General features: G+C 72.0%; 14 protein-coding genes. 7 read left to right on the forward strand and 7 right to left on the reverse strand.

Features of this window, described 5'->3' with window-relative positions; translation table 11 throughout:
* Positions 1–27: 27 nt before the first annotated feature.
* Positions 28–183: a hypothetical protein gene (locus tag AMK21_RS35205; protein WP_158070744.1), complete on the reverse strand. Its 156-nt coding sequence runs from the start codon at positions 181–183 to the stop codon at positions 28–30.
* Positions 184–360: 177 nt separating this feature from the next.
* A complete protein-coding gene (locus tag AMK21_RS32445) occupies positions 361–1,122 on the reverse strand; it encodes a DUF2306 domain-containing protein (protein ID WP_073882734.1) in 762 nt (253 codons plus the stop codon).
* Positions 1,123–1,632: 510 nt separating this feature from the next.
* Here AMK21_RS32445 and AMK21_RS32450 point away from each other — a divergent pair.
* The 3 genes from AMK21_RS32450 to AMK21_RS32460 all read left to right on the forward strand — a co-directional run bounded on the left by AMK21_RS32450 (position 1,633) and on the right by AMK21_RS32460 (position 5,303).
* The gene (locus AMK21_RS32450; RefSeq protein WP_107430031.1) at positions 1,633–3,120 is read left to right on the forward strand and encodes an FAD-dependent oxidoreductase; all 1,488 of its coding nucleotides are present in this window, start codon (positions 1,633–1,635) and stop codon (positions 3,118–3,120) included.
* A 1,041-nt stretch (positions 3,121–4,161) separates the two neighbouring features.
* Positions 4,162–4,416: a phosphopantetheine-binding protein gene (locus tag AMK21_RS32455; protein ID WP_073882735.1), complete on the forward strand. Its 255-nt coding sequence runs from the start codon at positions 4,162–4,164 to the stop codon at positions 4,414–4,416.
* Between the two features lie 5 nt (positions 4,417–4,421).
* A complete protein-coding gene (locus AMK21_RS32460; RefSeq protein ID WP_073882736.1) occupies positions 4,422–5,303 on the forward strand; it encodes a phytanoyl-CoA dioxygenase family protein in 882 nt (293 codons plus the stop codon).
* A 222-nt stretch (positions 5,304–5,525) separates the two neighbouring features.
* Here AMK21_RS32460 and AMK21_RS32465 read toward each other — a convergent pair whose 3' ends face one another.
* Positions 5,526–7,028: an FAD-binding oxidoreductase gene (locus AMK21_RS32465; RefSeq protein WP_073882737.1), complete on the reverse strand. Its 1,503-nt coding sequence runs from the start codon at positions 7,026–7,028 to the stop codon at positions 5,526–5,528.
* A 122-nt stretch (positions 7,029–7,150) separates the two neighbouring features.
* Here AMK21_RS32465 and AMK21_RS32470 point away from each other — a divergent pair, with 122 nt between their 5' ends.
* The 4 genes from AMK21_RS32470 (at position 7,151) to AMK21_RS32485 (ending at position 11,364) form a co-directional block, all read left to right on the forward strand.
* A complete protein-coding gene (locus AMK21_RS32470; RefSeq protein ID WP_073882738.1) occupies positions 7,151–8,419 on the forward strand; it encodes an RNA polymerase sigma factor in 1,269 nt (422 codons plus the stop codon).
* A gap of 183 nt (positions 8,420–8,602) precedes the next feature.
* On the forward strand, positions 8,603–8,815 hold the full coding sequence (locus AMK21_RS32475) for a hypothetical protein (protein ID WP_073882739.1): 213 nt from the start codon (positions 8,603–8,605) through the stop codon (positions 8,813–8,815).
* Between the two features lie 34 nt (positions 8,816–8,849).
* Positions 8,850–10,196 (forward strand): FAD-binding oxidoreductase, encoded by a 1,347-nt coding sequence (locus tag AMK21_RS32480; protein WP_073882761.1) that lies wholly within the window; start codon positions 8,850–8,852, stop codon positions 10,194–10,196.
* Between the two features lie 394 nt (positions 10,197–10,590).
* Positions 10,591–11,364, forward strand: coding sequence for an SDR family oxidoreductase (locus tag AMK21_RS32485; protein WP_073882740.1), 774 nt, complete (start codon positions 10,591–10,593; stop codon positions 11,362–11,364).
* 518 nt (positions 11,365–11,882) lie between these two features.
* Here AMK21_RS32485 and AMK21_RS32490 read toward each other — a convergent pair.
* The 4 genes from AMK21_RS32490 to AMK21_RS32505 all read right to left on the reverse strand — a co-directional run bounded on the left by AMK21_RS32490 (position 11,883) and on the right by AMK21_RS32505 (position 16,527).
* Positions 11,883–13,142 carry an acyl-CoA dehydrogenase family protein gene (locus AMK21_RS32490; RefSeq protein ID WP_073882741.1) on the reverse strand — a complete coding sequence of 420 codons (1,260 nt, stop codon included), beginning with the start codon at positions 13,140–13,142 and terminating at the stop codon, positions 11,883–11,885.
* A gap of 9 nt (positions 13,143–13,151) precedes the next feature.
* On the reverse strand, positions 13,152–14,486 hold the full coding sequence (locus tag AMK21_RS32495) for a condensation domain-containing protein (protein ID WP_073882742.1): 1,335 nt from the start codon (positions 14,484–14,486) through the stop codon (positions 13,152–13,154).
* Positions 14,487–15,076: 590 nt separating this feature from the next.
* Positions 15,077–15,919 (reverse strand): SAM-dependent methyltransferase, encoded by an 843-nt coding sequence (locus AMK21_RS32500; RefSeq protein ID WP_073882743.1) that lies wholly within the window; start codon positions 15,917–15,919, stop codon positions 15,077–15,079.
* Between the two features lie 230 nt (positions 15,920–16,149).
* The gene (locus tag AMK21_RS32505) at positions 16,150–16,527 is read right to left on the reverse strand and encodes a YciI family protein (protein ID WP_073882744.1); all 378 of its coding nucleotides are present in this window, start codon (positions 16,525–16,527) and stop codon (positions 16,150–16,152) included.
* Between the last annotated feature and the right edge of the window lie 101 nt (positions 16,528–16,628).

Genomic DNA, 16,628 nt, shown 5'->3' on the forward strand with positions numbered 1-16,628 from the left:
TCGCCGGCCCCGGCGCACCCCGCGCCGTCAAGGGGCGCCGCCCCGGGGGCCGGCATGGCCACAGCCGTCGTTGCCCGCGCCGGTCAGGCGCAGGTGCCCGGTCAGCGGGACGGCGAGCCCGGAGCGGTCGGCGAGGCGAACGAGCGGGACGAGCACACCGCCGGCCAGGGGGGCAAGGACCACTTCACCGAAGGCTGCCCGCACTCCGCAGGAGCCGCGAGACGGTGCCCTGACGAGATGCCCTGCCGACCGTGCGCCGGTGGTCCCGGAACACGTCCGTCACCGCAGACCGCAAGGCATCTCCTCGTACGGGGTGCGGCCGACAGCCCTCATCGGCCGGTGGACGCGGACTCAGGCCCCCTACTGCCGGATCGCCCCGGTCGCCGGGTCGAACCGCCCGGCGTGCGGGTTATCACCGCTCCGGCGTGCCGTGAACTCCAGGTACGCCTGCGCGAGCAGCAGGTGGACGATCCACACGCCCCAGCTGGTGGCCTCGATCAGGACCTGGATGTTCACCTGCAGGCCCCAGTTCAGCATCATCCAGGCGACGATGCGCCCGTAGGTCGTGAACAGCGCGAGCGAGAAGCTGTAGACCATCCAGCGGCGGTGCTCGGCGTAGCGGCCCTGACGGGCCTTGCGCCAGGCGTACAGCGTCGTACCCAGCCACAGGACCGCACCGAAGGCGAGGCCGGTACTGCCTTGGTTGGCGCGGTGCGGCACCAGCACGAACAGCACAATGAGCGTCGTCGGGATCACCGCGCCGAACACGTACAACCGGCCGACCATGCGGTGGACCCTGGGGCGCGTACGGCGCAGACGGGGCCAGGCCTGGAGCATCATCGCCACCAAGGCCAGGTTGCCGGTGACCACGTGGGCGACCAGGAACGCGAAATGCGGCTGGAAGCCCGGGTCGAGCTGGCTCCGGGAGACGTCGGGATCCGTGGCGAAGTAGTGAGGGAAGGAGTAGAGCAGGTTGAACAGCACAGCCCCGCCCACGACGGCGAACCAGGGGTAGTACCTCTTCCACCAAGGCCGCTCCCCGGGTGCCGCGGGCCGCTGGTCGATGTCAGGTTCCTCCGCAGGGGTCATCTGGAGGCCTGTCTGTCGTCTGTTCTGAGACATGCCTGTCCTCGGCTCTCTCACGGCTGGGGTGCAACGCAGCTAGAGCATCGGACCCGAGGGCCCCGGCGGGCATCTTCGTAAGTGCTGTGTTATGAGGTCCCCAGGCACGCCGGTGCCCGTTCACCGGCACCGGTGCCCGCAGCGAACTCCAGCGGGACACCCCGGTCACAGAGGCCTCACACCTGAGCCCACCGCCCACGCGTTCGGGACACGCACACCGGCCGGCACCGGCACCCACCGGCCCGCAATCCAGGAGATGCCCGGCCCCGGCCCCGGACCACATCGTGAAGCCATGGGCGACGCCGGGCGAACGTCGTCCTGGCCGGCCACGGCGCGGAACGGCCGGACGGCGGCAACCGGGTGCCACCCGTGCCGACCGGCGTGACCAGCCGGTTCGCCGACCGCCCGGGGGGCGGTCGGCACGCTGACCCCCGGGGACCTGGCGACCCCGGAAACCCCAGAACCACAGACTCCCAACATCCCCAGCACGATCCCCAGGAGGTGGGCAAGATGCCCCAGGAAACACCCCGGTCGGCGGCCGATGGCGACCCGACCCGCGCCGTCGTGCTGGGCGGCAGCATCGCCGGGCTGTTCGCCGCCCGTGTGCTCGCCGAGGCCTACGACGAGGTCCTGGTCGTCGACCGGGACACGGTCACCGGAGTCGACGGCCCACGCCGCGGACGCCCCCAGGGCAAGCACATCAACGCCATGCACGTGCGCGGCCGGGTGGTGATGGAGGAGCTCTACCCCGGCATCACCGACCAGCTCATCGCCGACGGCACCCCGATCGGCGACTACTCCGGCTCGGTCCGCTGGTACTTCCGCGGCCGCCCCGTCAAGCGCGCCGACATCGGCTACATCGCGGTGCCGGCTTCGGCGCCGCTGATGGAGCGCCGGATCCGCGAACGCACGGCCGAGCTGGCGAACGTCCGGTTCGTCGAGCGCTGCGACATCCTGGGCCTGACCGTCACCGCCGACCACGCACAGGTGACGGGGGTCAAGGTCCAAAGGAGCGGCGCACCCGGCGAGACGATCACGGCCGACCTGGTGGTCGACGCCACCGGGCGCGGCTCGCGCACCCCGGTGTGGCTCGAGGAGATGGGCTACCCGCGCGTCGAGGAGGAGCGGACCAACATCGGGCTGGGCTACGTCACCCAGAACTACAAGATGAAGGCCGACCCCTACGACGGCGACCTCGCGATCATCGCTGTCGCCTCCCCCGAGGTCCCGCGCGGCGTCATCTTCACCAAGACCGAGGGCGACACGACCCTGATGACCGTCTACGGCATCCTCGGCGACCACCCGCCGACAGACCAGCAGGGGCTGTACGAGTTCGTCAAGCGCCTGCCGGTCCCGGACATCCACGAGGCGCTGAAGCACGCCGAGCCGCTGGACGATCCGGTCGCCTTCCGGTTCCCCACCACACAGCGCCGCCGGTACGAGCGGATGGGCCGGTTCCCGGCCGGCCTGCTGGTCATCGGTGACGCGGTGTCCTGCTTCAACCCGGTCTACGCACAGGGCATGACGGTCGCGGCGCTGTCCGCCCTCACCCTGCGCCGCCACCTGCACTCCGGTGCCACGCCGGACGCGCGGCAGTACTTCCGCGACCTGGCACGCGACGTCATCGACCCGCCGTGGGAGATGACGCGCACCGTCGACCTGGGCTTCGACGGCGTCGAAGGCAAACGGGACCTCAAACTGCGCATAGGCCAGCGCTACCTGGCGATGGTCCAGGTAGCGGCGACCCGGGACCGCTCGGTGACCCGCGGCTACATGCGCGCCGCCGGGATGCTCGACCGGCCGGAGCAGCTGATGCGCCCCGGCATGATCCTCCGGGTCCTGCTGAACGCGCTGCGCGGCCCGGCCGGGCCGGCCGCCGTGCCCCCGGCCGTGGCCGAAGCCCCCCGACCCGGCCGGCACCCCGCCGACCGGGTCCCGGCGACCGGATCCGCTGAGCAGACCCCGGCCCCGACAAGCAATGAGAACAAGAGCCCGTGACCCCGATGAGGACCGGGACACCGCCGGACGCGGCATCGGCCGTGTACGCCAGGGCTCTTCGCGGCCATGGCGCGCCGCATGACGCCGCCGTAGGCCAAAGGGTCGACACCCCGCGCCCACCTCGCCGGACACCGGCGCGGCCGGGCCCGCGGCCTGCCCGGCGACGGCAGGGACCCCTTCACGGCGAACAGCAACGACGCGTGGCAGTGGCGGAGACCGTGGATACGCGGGCACCTGACCGGGCCGTACTCCTCGGCGGCCGGCCCGGCCGCGGGCACCGGCCGCAGCCACCGGAAGGCACCGGGGTCCCACTCGCCGCCCTCGGGGCCGCCGAGGTCCCGCCTCACCCCCGGGGACCGGCTCCCGATGCCGAGGACCCCGCGGACGGCGCTGACCTGCCCGGCCTCACCGCGCAGCCCGTGCCGCCATGATGCCCCTCGCACCCGGCCGGTGCCGGCGTCGTCCGTCAGAGACCCGTCCGCCGGGCTGCGCGCGACCCCGCGCGTCGCTCGTCGACCGGCTGCCGCTCCCGCGGGCGCGACGAGAGGGCAGTTCAGGAGATGCTTCCCGGGCGCCACGGCTGCGAAAGTCGAACCCGAGCGTGTCAGGACTCGAGGAGGGGCGATGGAGAAGGCCACCACGTTGCCCCGAACCGAGCTGCCGAGCCGCGGCTGATCCCGGCCCGCCGGCGGGGCCGACGCGCAGTCGGCGCAGGACCGGTGACGGCTCGGCACCGAGGTTCTCGAATCGCTGTGCGGACCGGGTCCGCCGCGGACACGGGCGCCGAAACGTGCCCGGGGCACCGCCCCGCCTCGGCGCGCGGTGTCCGGGCACGGAGGAAGCCGCCGACCTGCCGGCCGGTGCCGGCGGTGGCACGTCGTTGCACCCCGATGTGCCGGTCCAGCGGATCGAGCGGGACACCAAGGCGCCGAAACAGCACGCGATCATGCACCGGACACGAACCTCGAACTGTACGGGCGGGTGGCCTGCGGGCACGCCCCCAACACCCACCACCTCTCAAACGCAGTGAGGAGCAGTGACATGACCACTCCGCAGCCGTCGGCCACCGCGGACATCGCCCAGCGGGTCGCCGCCATCTGGGCCGAAGTCCTGGGCCCGGGATCCGATCGGCCCGGTGCCACGTTCGTCGAACTCAACGGACAGTCCATCGCCGCCGTGCGGATTGCCGCGGGGGTCGAGGAGCAACTGGGCATCACGCTCGACATCGGCGACCTGTTCGAGGACCCGGACCTGGAGACCCTCACCCGGGGCATAGTGGCCCGCATCGAGGGGTGAGCGGTATGGCCGAACTGACCCACCTCAACCCCGCCACCCCGCTCGACGAAGTCGTCGAGATCCTGGAACGCGACGGAGCGGTGATCATCGAGAACTTCGTCGATTCCGATACGCTCGCCGCGCTCCGGGCGGACCTCCAACCGGGCCTCGAGGCGGCCGGCTACAGCGAGAGCGGCTACGACGGGAAGAAGACCAAGCGGCTGTCCAGCCTGTTCCAGCGGTCGCCGCGCCAGATGACCAGCGTGGTCCTCCAACCCCAGTTCCTCGGCGCGGCCCGGCGCCTGCTGCAGCGGACCACGCACATGTGGATCGGCAAGCTCCGGATGGAGGTCACGCCGAGCATCCAGATCAGCTTCACCCAGGCGATAAGAATCGATCCGGGCCAGGGCCGGCAGCCGTTGCACCGCGACGACGCGATGCATCTGTGGCGGCACCCGGGGCCACCGTGCCGGCTCCAGCTGATGCTGGCGATGACCGACTTCACCAGCGCCAACGGCGCGACCCTGGTCATCCCCGGCAGTCACCACTGGGACGACGAGCGGGCTCCCGCCTACGCCGAGGCGGTTCCGGCGGTCATGCCCGCCGGCTCCGCCCTGCTCTGGCCGGGCGGGGTGTACCACGGCGGCGGAGCCAACACCACGGACTCGCCGCGCTACAGCCTCTCCGTCGCGCTCGACCTGGGCAACCTGCGGCAGGAGGAGAACCAGTACCTCGCCGTCTCCCGGAAGACCGTACTGACCCTTCCGGAGGAGGTGCGGAGGCTGCTGGGCTGGGACCGCTGCCCGCCCGGCCTCGGCCAGGTCGAGACGCAGGACCCGCACCTGCTGCTGGAAAAGACGCCGCAGGAGCTCGCCACCAGGCCACGCGGCGCCAATCCGCTGATGTAGCGGTCGTGAGCGAAAGCAGCCGGTGCGCCGTCGCGGAAGCGGGCGCACCGGCTGCTTCCGTCTGCCGGGCGGCGCGAGTGCAACTCCCCGACACAGCCGCCAGCGGGCGGCCCGCTCCAGCGCGGCGGCCAGGGCATCACAACGCCGCTCGTGCCGCGGCAGCCGCGTCCCCTCGCGGCGTCCCATGACACCGCACCAGCGCAAGGGGGACCTGCCGCCCGCTCAGGGCAGGCGGACGGACAGCCCGTGGCGGAACACGTCGAGCGGGTCATAGACCTGCTTCGCGCGTTGCAACCGGGCGTAGTTGTCCTTGAAATACAGCGCAGACCAGTCGATCCCCGACGTGTTCCACGCGGGATCGGCCAGATCGGCGTCGGGGTAGCCGATGTAGGAGCCGTCGTTGGTGCCGTCCGGGACCGGCACGCCACCGGAGTGCGCGTAGACGTCCCGGTAGTACGCGCGCACCCAGGCCAGGTGACGCTCGTCGTCTGCCGGATCGGTCCAGGAGCCGGTGCTGTAGGACGCCTTGAGGATGCAGTCGCGCTGCGCCACTGCGGTGGCGTCCGGGGCGACGGCGTTCACCTTGCCGCCGAAACCGGTCAGAACCAGGCATCCCATGGGGTTCTCGTAGTCCGACGACGACAGATGGCGATGGATCGCCGTGATCTGCGCGTCGGAGAACCCGCGCCGCAGATAGCCCGCCTTGTTCTTGTACCGGCCTTGCGGATCGCTCGGCCAGCTGTAGGACGGCAGCCAGGTGTCCAGCCACGGGGAGGTCTCGGAGGTCGCCGACATCGGATCTGCGTCGATTCCGCGGGTTACCGCCGCGGTGTGGGCTTCGAGGACCCCGGCCGCATCCGGCGCGTCGTCGGGGATCACCGAGGTCAGGATGAACATGGTGCCCGAGCGGTGGGTGATGATCAGGTTGCTCCACAACGCCGCGCCCGGTGCGCCCGGCTCGCTGTTCTCCTCGTACCAGGTGCAGTAGTTACGCAACAGGGTGCGGAAGTCCGCGTCCGAGATCGCGTCCCAGGACCACATGGTGTCACGGCGCAGCACCGCTCGCGGCGCGCGGGGGAGTTGCCGGGCCGGGTCGCCGTCCGGCGTCCCCGGCGTGCGCAGCCAGTACTTCGTGACCACGCCGAAGCTACCGCCCCCGCCACCGGTGTGCGCCCACCACAGATCGTGGTGAGGGTCCTCGGGCCGGTCGGTGCCCACCACGGTCCGGGCCCGGCCGTCCGCGCCGACGACGATCGCCTCGACCGCCGTGACGTGGTCCACCACCAGGCCGTCGCGCCGGGACAACGGACCGTAGCCGCCGGCCGCGATGTGCCCGCCGGCAGCCACCTCGAAGCAGGTGCCGGCCGGGATGGTCACGCCCCAGCCGTCGTGCAGTGTGCGGTAGACGTGGTCCAGCCGCGCTCCGGGCTCCACCACGAAGGCGTCCCGCCCGGCGTCGTGGCCGACGTGGTTCAGCGCGGACAGGTCCACGAGCACCTTCACCTCCGGATGCGCGGTGAAGTCCTCGAAGCAGTGACCGCCGCTGCGCACGGCGATCCGTCGCCCGGCGTCCACGGCCGCCTGGACCGCGGCCTGCACATCGGCGGCATCGGTGGCGAGCAGGACCTCGTCGGGCCGGCCCACGAAGCGATGGTTGTAGCCCTCGACGAGGGCGGGGTAACGGTGGTCGTCGCGGGTGACTACGGCGGCGGTCGTGTCCGTCATGGCTGCCTTCCTCACTGGTTCGCGGTCTCTGCCCCGACCGTGCCACCGCCGGCGGGCGCCGGGCATCTCAACGTGTGCGCACCTCCCCGGGCGGCCGGGCGCCCCGCATATAGAATGAGCTGGTGCGTTCCGACCAACGCCTGGAAAGCCTGCTCGCGGAGCTGCGGCCCTCGGTCCTCGGCGCCCTGGTCCGGCGCCACGGGCAGTTCGACGGCTGTGAAGACGCGGTGCAGGAGGCGCTCGTAGCCGCTGCCACGCAGTGGCCGACCGAAGGCGTCCCGGACAACCCGCGAGCCTGGCTCCTGACCGTCGCCGGACGCCGCCTCACCGACCACTGGCGCAGCGACCGGGCCCGCCGCACCCGTGAGGCCACCGTCGCCTCGATGGCACTGCCCGAGGCGACGGTGGCCCCGGCCCCCGACGACGAGGACCTGGTCTCCGTCGACGACGACACCTTGATACTCCTGTTCCTGTGCTGCCACCCGGCGCTGACCCCGCCCTCACAGGTGGCCCTGACCCTGCGCGCGGTCGGCGGCCTGACCACCGAGGAGATCGCCCGCGCCTTCATGGTCCCCCCGGCCTCGATGAGCCGTCGCATCTCCCGGGCCAAGCAGCAGATCAAGGACGCCGGCATGACCTTCCACATGCCGCCGGAACCCGAACGCCCCGAACGCACCAGCGCGGTCCTGCGCGTCCTCTACCTCATCTTCAACGAGGGCTACACCGCCACCGCCGGACCCGACCTGCTGCGCCCGGACCTGACCGCCGAAGCCATCCGGCTCACCCGCCAGGCCCACCGCGTCCTGCCGGACAACGGCGAGGTCGCCGGACTGCTGGCGCTGATGCTCCTCACCGAAGCCCGCCGCCCGGCCCGTACCCTGGCCGACGGCACCCTCGTCCCGATGACCGAGCAGGACCGCTCCCAGTGGAACGGCGACCTCGCCGAGGAGGGCCTGGCACTGGTCGTCGAGGCCCTGTCCCGCCCCGGCGTCGGCCTCTACCGCCTGCAGGCCGCCATCGCCGCGGTGCACGTCGAGACCCCCGAAGGCGGTGAGACCGACTGGCCGCAGATCCTGGCCCTGTACGACCTGCTGGAGCAGATCGCGCCCGGCTCGGTGGTGCGCCTGAACCGCGCGGTGGCGATGGCGATGGTCAAAGGCCCCCGCGAAGGCCTGCGGCTGCTGAAGCCACTGGAGCGGGACCGTTGGATGACCGGCAGTCACCGCCTCAGCGCGGTGCGGGCGTACCTGCTCGAGATGGACGGCGGTCTGGACAGGGCACAAGAGGCGTACCGGACCGCGGCACGGCAGGCGGCAAGCGGGCCGGAGCAGCGATTCCTCATGGAGCAGGCGGAGCGGGTGGGAGCGGCCCTGGAGCACCGGACGGGGTAGGAGAGCGCGGCTGGACTCCCACCGGGACCCCGTCCTCCCGGACCACCGAGATCCAGGTGTCCCCGGTGTCCGAACCCCGTGGCCCTGCCCCGGGACATCGCGAGCAGGAAACAGATCCCGACCCGCGAAGGAAGACCACGCAGTCGTCGCTGCACCGAGCAAGTCTCCGCCAGGACCGCGTCGATGAAGCTCGAACGGCACCACGGCCGTCAGCTCGCCCAGAACGCCCGCGCCCGTCAACGGCGGCAAAACCCGCACAGCCCCTCACCCCGGAACGCCGCGCTCCACCGGCACCACGGTCCGGGCGACCGGGCCGGGTCGAGCGCCTCCGAGCCCGCGCTGCTGTCGCTGAGCACTCTGGCGGATGCTCGCGCGACCGCCCGGCTCGCACCCTGAGGAGCAGATCCGCCCGGACCACCAAGGGGAGTTCATGCTCGACACCTCGCCCATCGCCTTCCCTGGCGACCCCGCCTACGATGCCGCCACCAGCGTGTTCAACCTCGCCGGCCCGGCACACCCCGCCGCCGCGCTCACCGCCACCTGCCTCGCCGACGTGCGGGCTGCGATCAGCCATGCGTCGGCACGCGGCCAGGGCGTTCGCGTCCACACCACCGGCCACTCCGCCGGCGCGGCCACCTCGATGACCGGCGCCCTCCTGATCCGCCCCATCCTGTCCGGCGGCGTCGAGATCGACCCCGACCGCCGCCTGGCCCGCATCCCCGCCGGCACACCCTGGAGCGCCGTCGTCCAGGCCGCCGCACCCCACGGCCTCGCCGCACCCCACGGCACCTCGGGCACCGTCGGCGCCATCGGCTACCTGCTGCACGGAGGCGTGAGTCTCTACGGCCGCGAACTCGGCCTCGCCGCCAACCACATCCGCTCCGTCGAACTCGTCACCGCAGACGGACACGTGCGCCGCGTCAGCGCTGCCGAGGACCCCGAACTCTTCTGGGCCGTACGCGGCGGAGGCGGCGGCTTCGGCGTCGTCACCGCCGTCGAGATCGAGCTCTTCGCGGTGACCGACCTCGTGGCCGGCGCCGCCTTCTGGTCCTGGGAGCACGCCGAGGCCGTGGTCGGCGCCTGGTACGACTGGACGCTGGACGCGCCCGACGAGGTCTCCACCTCCCTGCGCGTGATGAACCTGCCGGACCTGCCGGAGATCCCGCCGATGCTCAAAGGCGGCCCCGTGGTGTGCGTCGCCGGCGTCGCCCTGGCGACCGCCGCCGCCCGCGACCTGCTGGACCCGCTGCGCAAGACCGGCGAGCCGGTACTCGACACCTGGCAGGACTGCGGTCCCGAACAGGTCCCGGACATCCACATGGACCCCGACGAGCCCGGCACCTTCATCGGCGACCACCTGCTGCTCGCCGAGCCGGGCCGCGAAGGAATCGCCGCATTCCTGCGGATGACCGGCGAAGACTCCGGCTCGCCCCTGATCGCCGCCGAGCTGCGACAACTCGGCGGGCGCATGGCCGTCGCCGCCCCGGCCGGCGGCGTGCTGAACCGCCTGGACGCGCGCCTGGCCTACATGGGCGCCGGCGTCCCGGAACTGCGCGGCACGCCGGAGGAGATCATCGAGCACTGCGACAAGGTGCGCGCCGCCCTGGCCCCGTGGGACACGGGCCGGACCGCGCCCGGCTTCGTGAAGGGTCTGGACCGGCCGCGCGGGCACCTGTCCGAAGCCGATCTCCGGGCCGTCGAGCGGATCCGGGCGCGCGTGGACCCCCACGGCCTGTTCCGGGGCGACACGATGCCCGAGACCGTGATCGTGCCCTGACATCGGCACGCAGGAAGACGCCCCGGGGCCTGGTGCCCTGCGATCGTCGCAGACATGCCCCAGGTGATCGCGGACGTCTCCGTCTCCCCGACGTCGCAAGCTCCGAGGACAGCTCCGACCGCCACCCCCCTGGGCACCGGCGGCGAACGCCTCCACCGATGGCCGGCCGCTGCCGCCGCGCCCGATGCCCGGCGGACAAGTGCTCGCCGCCGCCCTGGCTGCCGGTGTGCTGGACGAACTGCGCCTCCACGTCGTGCCGCTACTGCTCGACGCCGGCCGCCCGCCGTTCGCGGAGCCCATGGATCCCGCGATCGCGTGGGAGACGACGCGCGGAGCTGCCGCCCGGCGTGACCCATGCATTCCATCGCGTTCCCAAGCAGGAAGGAAGGCACAGATGCTCTCCGACAAGGTGATGCTGGTGACCGGCGTCGGCCCCGGCCTCGGCCGCGAGATCGCGGTCCGCGGCGCCGCGGCAGGAGCCGACGTGGTCCTGGCGGCCCGCACCGAGACGGTCCTGACGTCGGTGGCCGCCGAGGTCGAGTCCCACGGCCGCCGGGCGCTCGCCGTCCCCACCGACATCCTCGCCCCGGACGCCTGCCGAGCTCTCACCGAACGTGCCCTGGACACCTTCGGCCGGGTGGACGTGTTCGTCAGCAACGCTTTCGCACCCCCGGCGATGGGCGACCTGGCGACGATGGACCTGGACGCCGTGCGCGCCTCGCTGGAGACGGACGCCCTGGCCGCGCTGCGCATGGTCCAGCTCCTGGCGCCGACCCTGACCGGACACGCCGGTTCGGTGGTGATGGTCAGCTCGGCGGTGGTGCACCACTCCCGCCCCCACTTCGGCGCCTACAAGGCTTCGAAGTCGGCGCTGCACTCACTGGCCGGCAGTCTGGCCACCGAGCTGGGTCCGAGCGGCGTCCGGGTCAACACCGTGGTGCCGAACTACATCTGGACCGAGGGGCTGAAGGGCTGGTTCGCGATGCAGGCCGCTGAGCGGGGAGTGTCGCTGGAGGACGTCTACGCCGAGACCGCGGCCGCGTTCGACCTGCGCCGGCTGCCCGACCCGGGCGACGTCGCCAACGCAGTGCTGTACCTGGCCTCGGACCTGGCCAGGGCGATCACCGGGCAGAGCCTCAACGTCGACGCGGGCGAATTCCACTCCTAGCAGGGCCCGGCCGCTTGACACCGGCACAAGGACGCCACGGCGACAGCGGAAGGCCGGCACCGGTCACGACCGCGAGAGGGATCTGCCCCCGCGGACAGCCAGATGGCCGCTCGGACCGGGCGCCGGCCCCCTTGCGGGGAACGGGCGGGAGCCGGCGAGAGCACAAGGGGCACGCGGCACCGACGAGGGCGACGTGATGGCGCCAGGCCGCTCAGGCCGGGCGCGCCCTTCGAAGCGGACCGGGCCGCCGGGCCACCACGTCCTCCCCGCCGCCCGGCCCGGCCCCGATCACCGGCCCCGGGGCCGTGTCCGCAGGGCTCCGGGGCCGGCTCGCCCGCCTCCCGACCCTCATGGACGAGGCCCACCGCGCCCGGACCGGCCGGCGGTGCGGACCCCGGCGGACACGGCCAGGGCCCGCACCCCCTCCATCTCCTCGCACGAGGGCGGCGCCAACGGCTTCCCCGAACACCAATCACCCGCGCCGGTGGCCGACCGCGACCACCGGCATCGGCCGGCCACTACGCATCCGGTGCGGGCCGACGACGCGCGCTCGCCAGCCTGAGCTGGGCGAACCCACGGTTGGCCACGGTAGTGAGCAGCACGGCGGAACTGGCGTGCGTACGCCCGGTGGAGAGGTCGCGCCAGACCCGTTCCAGACGGGTTCCCTCACGTACGGCATGGCTGCCGGCGGTCGGCTGGAGAATCTCGTCAACGGCCCTCCAGGCCAGCTCCGTTGCCTCCCGGCAGGTGATCGCGATCCGCATGTCCTCCTCGGCGGTGAACGCCCCGACCGGCAGCCCGGACAGCTCGTGCCAGCGCCGTGACGCCGCGAGAACCAATGTCTCGGCGGCGTCGATCATGCCGCTGGCCTTCCCGTACCAGAGCTGGAAGTCGGGATCCTCCGCCCTGGGCACGAACGGTGGGATGATCGTGGTGCGGGAGAACATCAGCTCCGTGTACGCGTCGAGCGCGCCCTGGCACATGCCGACCGCGATGTGCGCACCCTCCAGGGCCATCGAGCTCGCCGGCGCGCCCCCGTACTGTGGGTGCGCGTGCAGCTCGCGCCCCGGGGTGCCCTCGGTCACCGAGATCTCCTCGAAATTGACCACGATGCCGAAGTGGTCGGGGATGTGCCCGCCGGAGATCCGGATGCTGTGCGAACCGCTGCCCTTGAGACCCAGCTGCCCGCCCCAGTCGTCGAGCATCTCCCACTGATCGCGGGGTGCGATGAACAGCAGCCGGCGTGGCGGGTTCGCATCATCCCCGGCGATCACGGTATTGCCGATCAGATGGGTCGCGTACGGCGCGCCGGAGCAGTACCTCCACACACCGTCCAGGATCCAGCCGCCGTCCTCGGCGCGCGTGGCCGTTCCGTACGGGGCGTTGACGAGCGGCGCGATGAAGTCGCCGCCGCCGAAGATCTCGGCCTGCGCCTTCTCCTCGAACATGCTGCCGGCGAACAGCGAGTGCGCGGCCCCCAGGCAGAACATCCAGCCCGTGGACGGGCAGGCGCGGCACAGGACCATCGCGACCTGCAGGAACGTGTCGAACCCGAACTCGTAGCCGCCGTACCGCTTGGGCACCGTTATGCGGTAGAAGCCGGCGTCCCGGAACGCCCGATGGGTGTCCTCGGCGTAATAGGTTCGCTGCTCGGTCTCCTGCTGGCGCGCCACCAGGTCGGGCACCATGGCCCTGGCCCGCTCGATCAGCACGGCCGGAGTGACATCGGCCTCGTACCCCACGGCCGCGCCCCGCGCGACGTTCCCGGTCTCGGTCATGGCCGGGCCTCAGATCGCCGAGTCCGGGCCGGCGACCAGTTCGCCGATCACCTCGAGGAACCCGGCTGCCTGGTCCTCGACCTCGGCCCGCTCGAAAAGGTGACGGCTGAAGCTGAGCCCGCCGACCACTTCGGTGTCACTCAGGTGCATCGACCAGATCATGCCGTCCGGAGTGTCGGAGCCGAGCGGCTGCGGGATGACTCGCCGCCAGATCGCCGTGTACTCGAGGTCGCCGATCCGGTCGCCCTGCATCAGATAGGGCGGCTGGACGGCCTGGAAGAGGGTCGGCACCGCGTCGGGGCCGGCCGAGGACATCAGCTCGGGCGCCTCGGCGAGGATGTGCAGCAGCGGCAGCTCGTGCGAGAAGGCACCGATGCAGGCCTTCCTGCTGCGGGCGACGACATCGCGGAAGGTCCGGCATCCGTCCAGGTTCACCCGCAGCGGGCTGAAGTTGAAGAACGACCCGACCGTGGACTGGAAGCGGCGCTCACGGCCCGGCGTGAAGGTGGGCACCACGATGTCCGTCGCCCGGGTGCGGCGGTTCACGAAGACGGTGAACGCGGCGAGCAGCACCATGAACGGCGAACTGCGCGTCTCCTTGGCCAGCCGGGACACCTCCGCGCTCAGGCGCGCGTCGGTGGTGAACCGGTGATAGCTCGTCGCGGGGGACTGCCCGGTGGGGTGCACCGGCGCGACCAGGATCCTGGCGTCGCGCAGCGTCTCGCGCCAGTACGCCCGTGAAGCGGCCACCGCCGGCCCGTCGGCCTCCTCCTGCTGCGCGACGACGTAGTCCCGGTACTGGGCCACCTCGGGCAGTTGCGGCTCGGTCCCGGCCGCGCGAGCTGTGTAGCACTCCGCCAGGTCCCGCAGGATCACCTGGATCGACCAGACGTCGGCGGCGCTGTGATGGGCGCACAGAACCAGAACGGAGTCCTGCTCGTCGAAACGGCCGAGCACGGCCCGCAGCAACGGGACCTGGTCGGCCGGGAACGACCGGGTCTCCGCCTGGATCATGAGCTGCTCGGCCCGCCGGTCGCGGTCCGGACCCGGCGGCTCGTCCAGGTCGACCAGCTCCAGCTCCGGCTCCACGGCGGGCAGCACGCTCTGCGCCCCCCCGTTCTCCAGGTGCACCACGGTGCGCAGCGCCTCGTGCCGCTCGACCACATCGGCCAACGCCAGGCGCATGGCCCGCACGTCGACGCGGCCTTGGACCCGCCACGCGAAGACCTCCGTGTAGTGCGGCCCGAACGGCCCGGTCTTGAAGCCCTGGGCGAACATGCAGAGAAACTGCTGCTGCAGTGAGAGCGCCGCAGTTGCCTGCTGCGATCGAGAAGTCGTGGTCATGTGCGATCTCTCCTCAGAAAGGCGGACGCTGCCGTTGTGGAGGGCATCGATCAGCGTGTCGCGTACGGGTTCGGCGGCGACCGGCCATGGCGACCACCCCCTGGTCGTCCCGCCGGACGGCACGCTGTGCATGCCGGCCGGGCCGATCGTCCGGTTCTTCGCGACCGGCGTGAGGGCCGGGTACTGCGCACGTCCGTCACGAACGGACCGGCCGGCCGGAGCGGTTCGCGCCAGGGAAGAGCTCCCGCTTGCCGAAGAACAGCGGGGCGTCGCCGGACGGCAGGACCGGGCGCAACGGATGGGGCCGACGCACTGCCACGCGGCCGCGTCTCGATTCTCATCACCGCTTCGAGGGGCGCGCATCTTCGTGATTGCGCCCCCGCCCACCGCCACGACCGGCGGATCCGACCAGAGGACGACGGCCGCCCGTCCGCACCCCATGGCAGGCCCGAGCCGTCGACCGGGGCAAGCACGGCTCGCAGATCCACCTGATCACGAAAACGGTCGGGTCTGCCTCGCGGCCGGGGCCGGTGATCCACCGCAGGCGGGCACCAGGCTCACGTATCCCTGCCGCACCGCGTCCCGGCAGGTCAGTTCCGGGGCTTTTGGACGGTGACGACCGCATAGCCGATCTGCTCCGCCCCCGGTGCGAAGAAGTTCTCCAGCGTCTCCCGGAGACCGTCGACGGCGGCCTCACCGAACCGGCCGACCAACTCGTCGCGCCGCGTATCCACGGCCTGCAGGTACTTGGGGCCCATCCCGAACACCCGCGGCCCGCACTGCAGGTACTCCGCCGGCTCGAACCCGACCTCCCGCAACGTGTCCAGCCACTCGGCCACCGACAGCATCCGCTTCGCCCCGAAGTCGGCGGCGAACCGGTTGGCGGCCGCGGCACCGAGCCCTTCCCGGGTGGGCTCCGCCAAGGACAGCAGGCCGCCGGGGCGCAATGCCCGGTGCAGGTTGCCGAGCGCATGCCCGAGGTCACCGACGTAGACGAGGGACTCCATCGCCACCACCGCGTCGAAGCTGCCGTCCGGGAAGTCCAGCGAACCGTAGTCGCCGACCCGGAACGTGACCTGGCCGGCCAGCCCGGCCGCCTCAACCCGGGCCTGCGCCTCGGCCACCTGGCGGGTGCTGATGTTGACGCCGGTGACCTGCACCCCGTACTCGGTGGCGAGCTGGATGGCCGGGGCCCCGAGGCCGCAGCCAACGTCAAGGACCCGGTCCCCCTTGCGCAGCCGCAGCGAGTCCGCCACCTTGCGGGTCAGCCGCTGCGCCGCCTCGATCAGCGGAGCCTCGTCCTGGTCGTCGTACCAGTAGGCCAGATGCACCTGCCCGTCGTTGAACACATTCGACATGTCGGACGACTCGTCGAACATCTCGGCGATCTCGTCCGTCTCCGGCGTCCGGCCGGTGGCCGTCGTGCTCTCCATGGCTTCTCCTCCCGCGCTGGGACCAGATCCACCAAGCGCTGCTCCAGAGTCGCAGCGGTGCCAGGGGCGGACATCTTCCTGCTTGCGCGGCCGCCGCGACGACGACGCCCCCGGCACCGCCGGCGGAGGGCGCCCGGCACGGCATCGGACGGACCTCGGCGGCCGGCCGCCGAGTCACAGTGCGCCGCCCCCGGCTCCCGTACGGGAGCCGGGGGCGGCAGTCGCCCCGGTCAGGTGTTGCCGTCGGGCTTCGGCGCGAACCCGTCGTGCAGGATCGGCCACATCTCGACCGGGCTCTCGCGCGCCCACGGCATGTCCGCCGCGATCTCGCGGGCCCGCTCGGCCGACTCGACCTCCAGGAGGTAGAGGCTGCAGACGAACTCCTTGGCCTCCAGGTAGGGACCGTCGGTGGAGAACGGGGCACCGTCCTTGTTCCGTACCAGCGAGGCATCGCTCCTGTCGCCGAGGCCGTAGGCGGCGAGCAGCTCTCCGGAGGCCCGGTAGCGGGAATTCCAGGCGTCCTGGGCGGCGATCTCCTTGTCCAGGACCTCGGCCGGGATCGAAGCCCACTTCTCCGCGTTGCCGTAGATCATGAGCAGGTATTTCATGTCAGCCCTCAGCCTCCTCGGGCCTCACACGCGACGACCCGAACGAATGTTTCAAGTCCGGTGGAAGCGATCGACTGGATCACGTTACGCACCTTACGAAA

The sequence above is a fragment of the Streptomyces sp. CB00316 genome, assembly GCF_001905595.1.
In the GTDB taxonomy this organism is placed as follows: Bacteria; Actinomycetota; Actinomycetes; order Streptomycetales; family Streptomycetaceae; genus Streptomyces.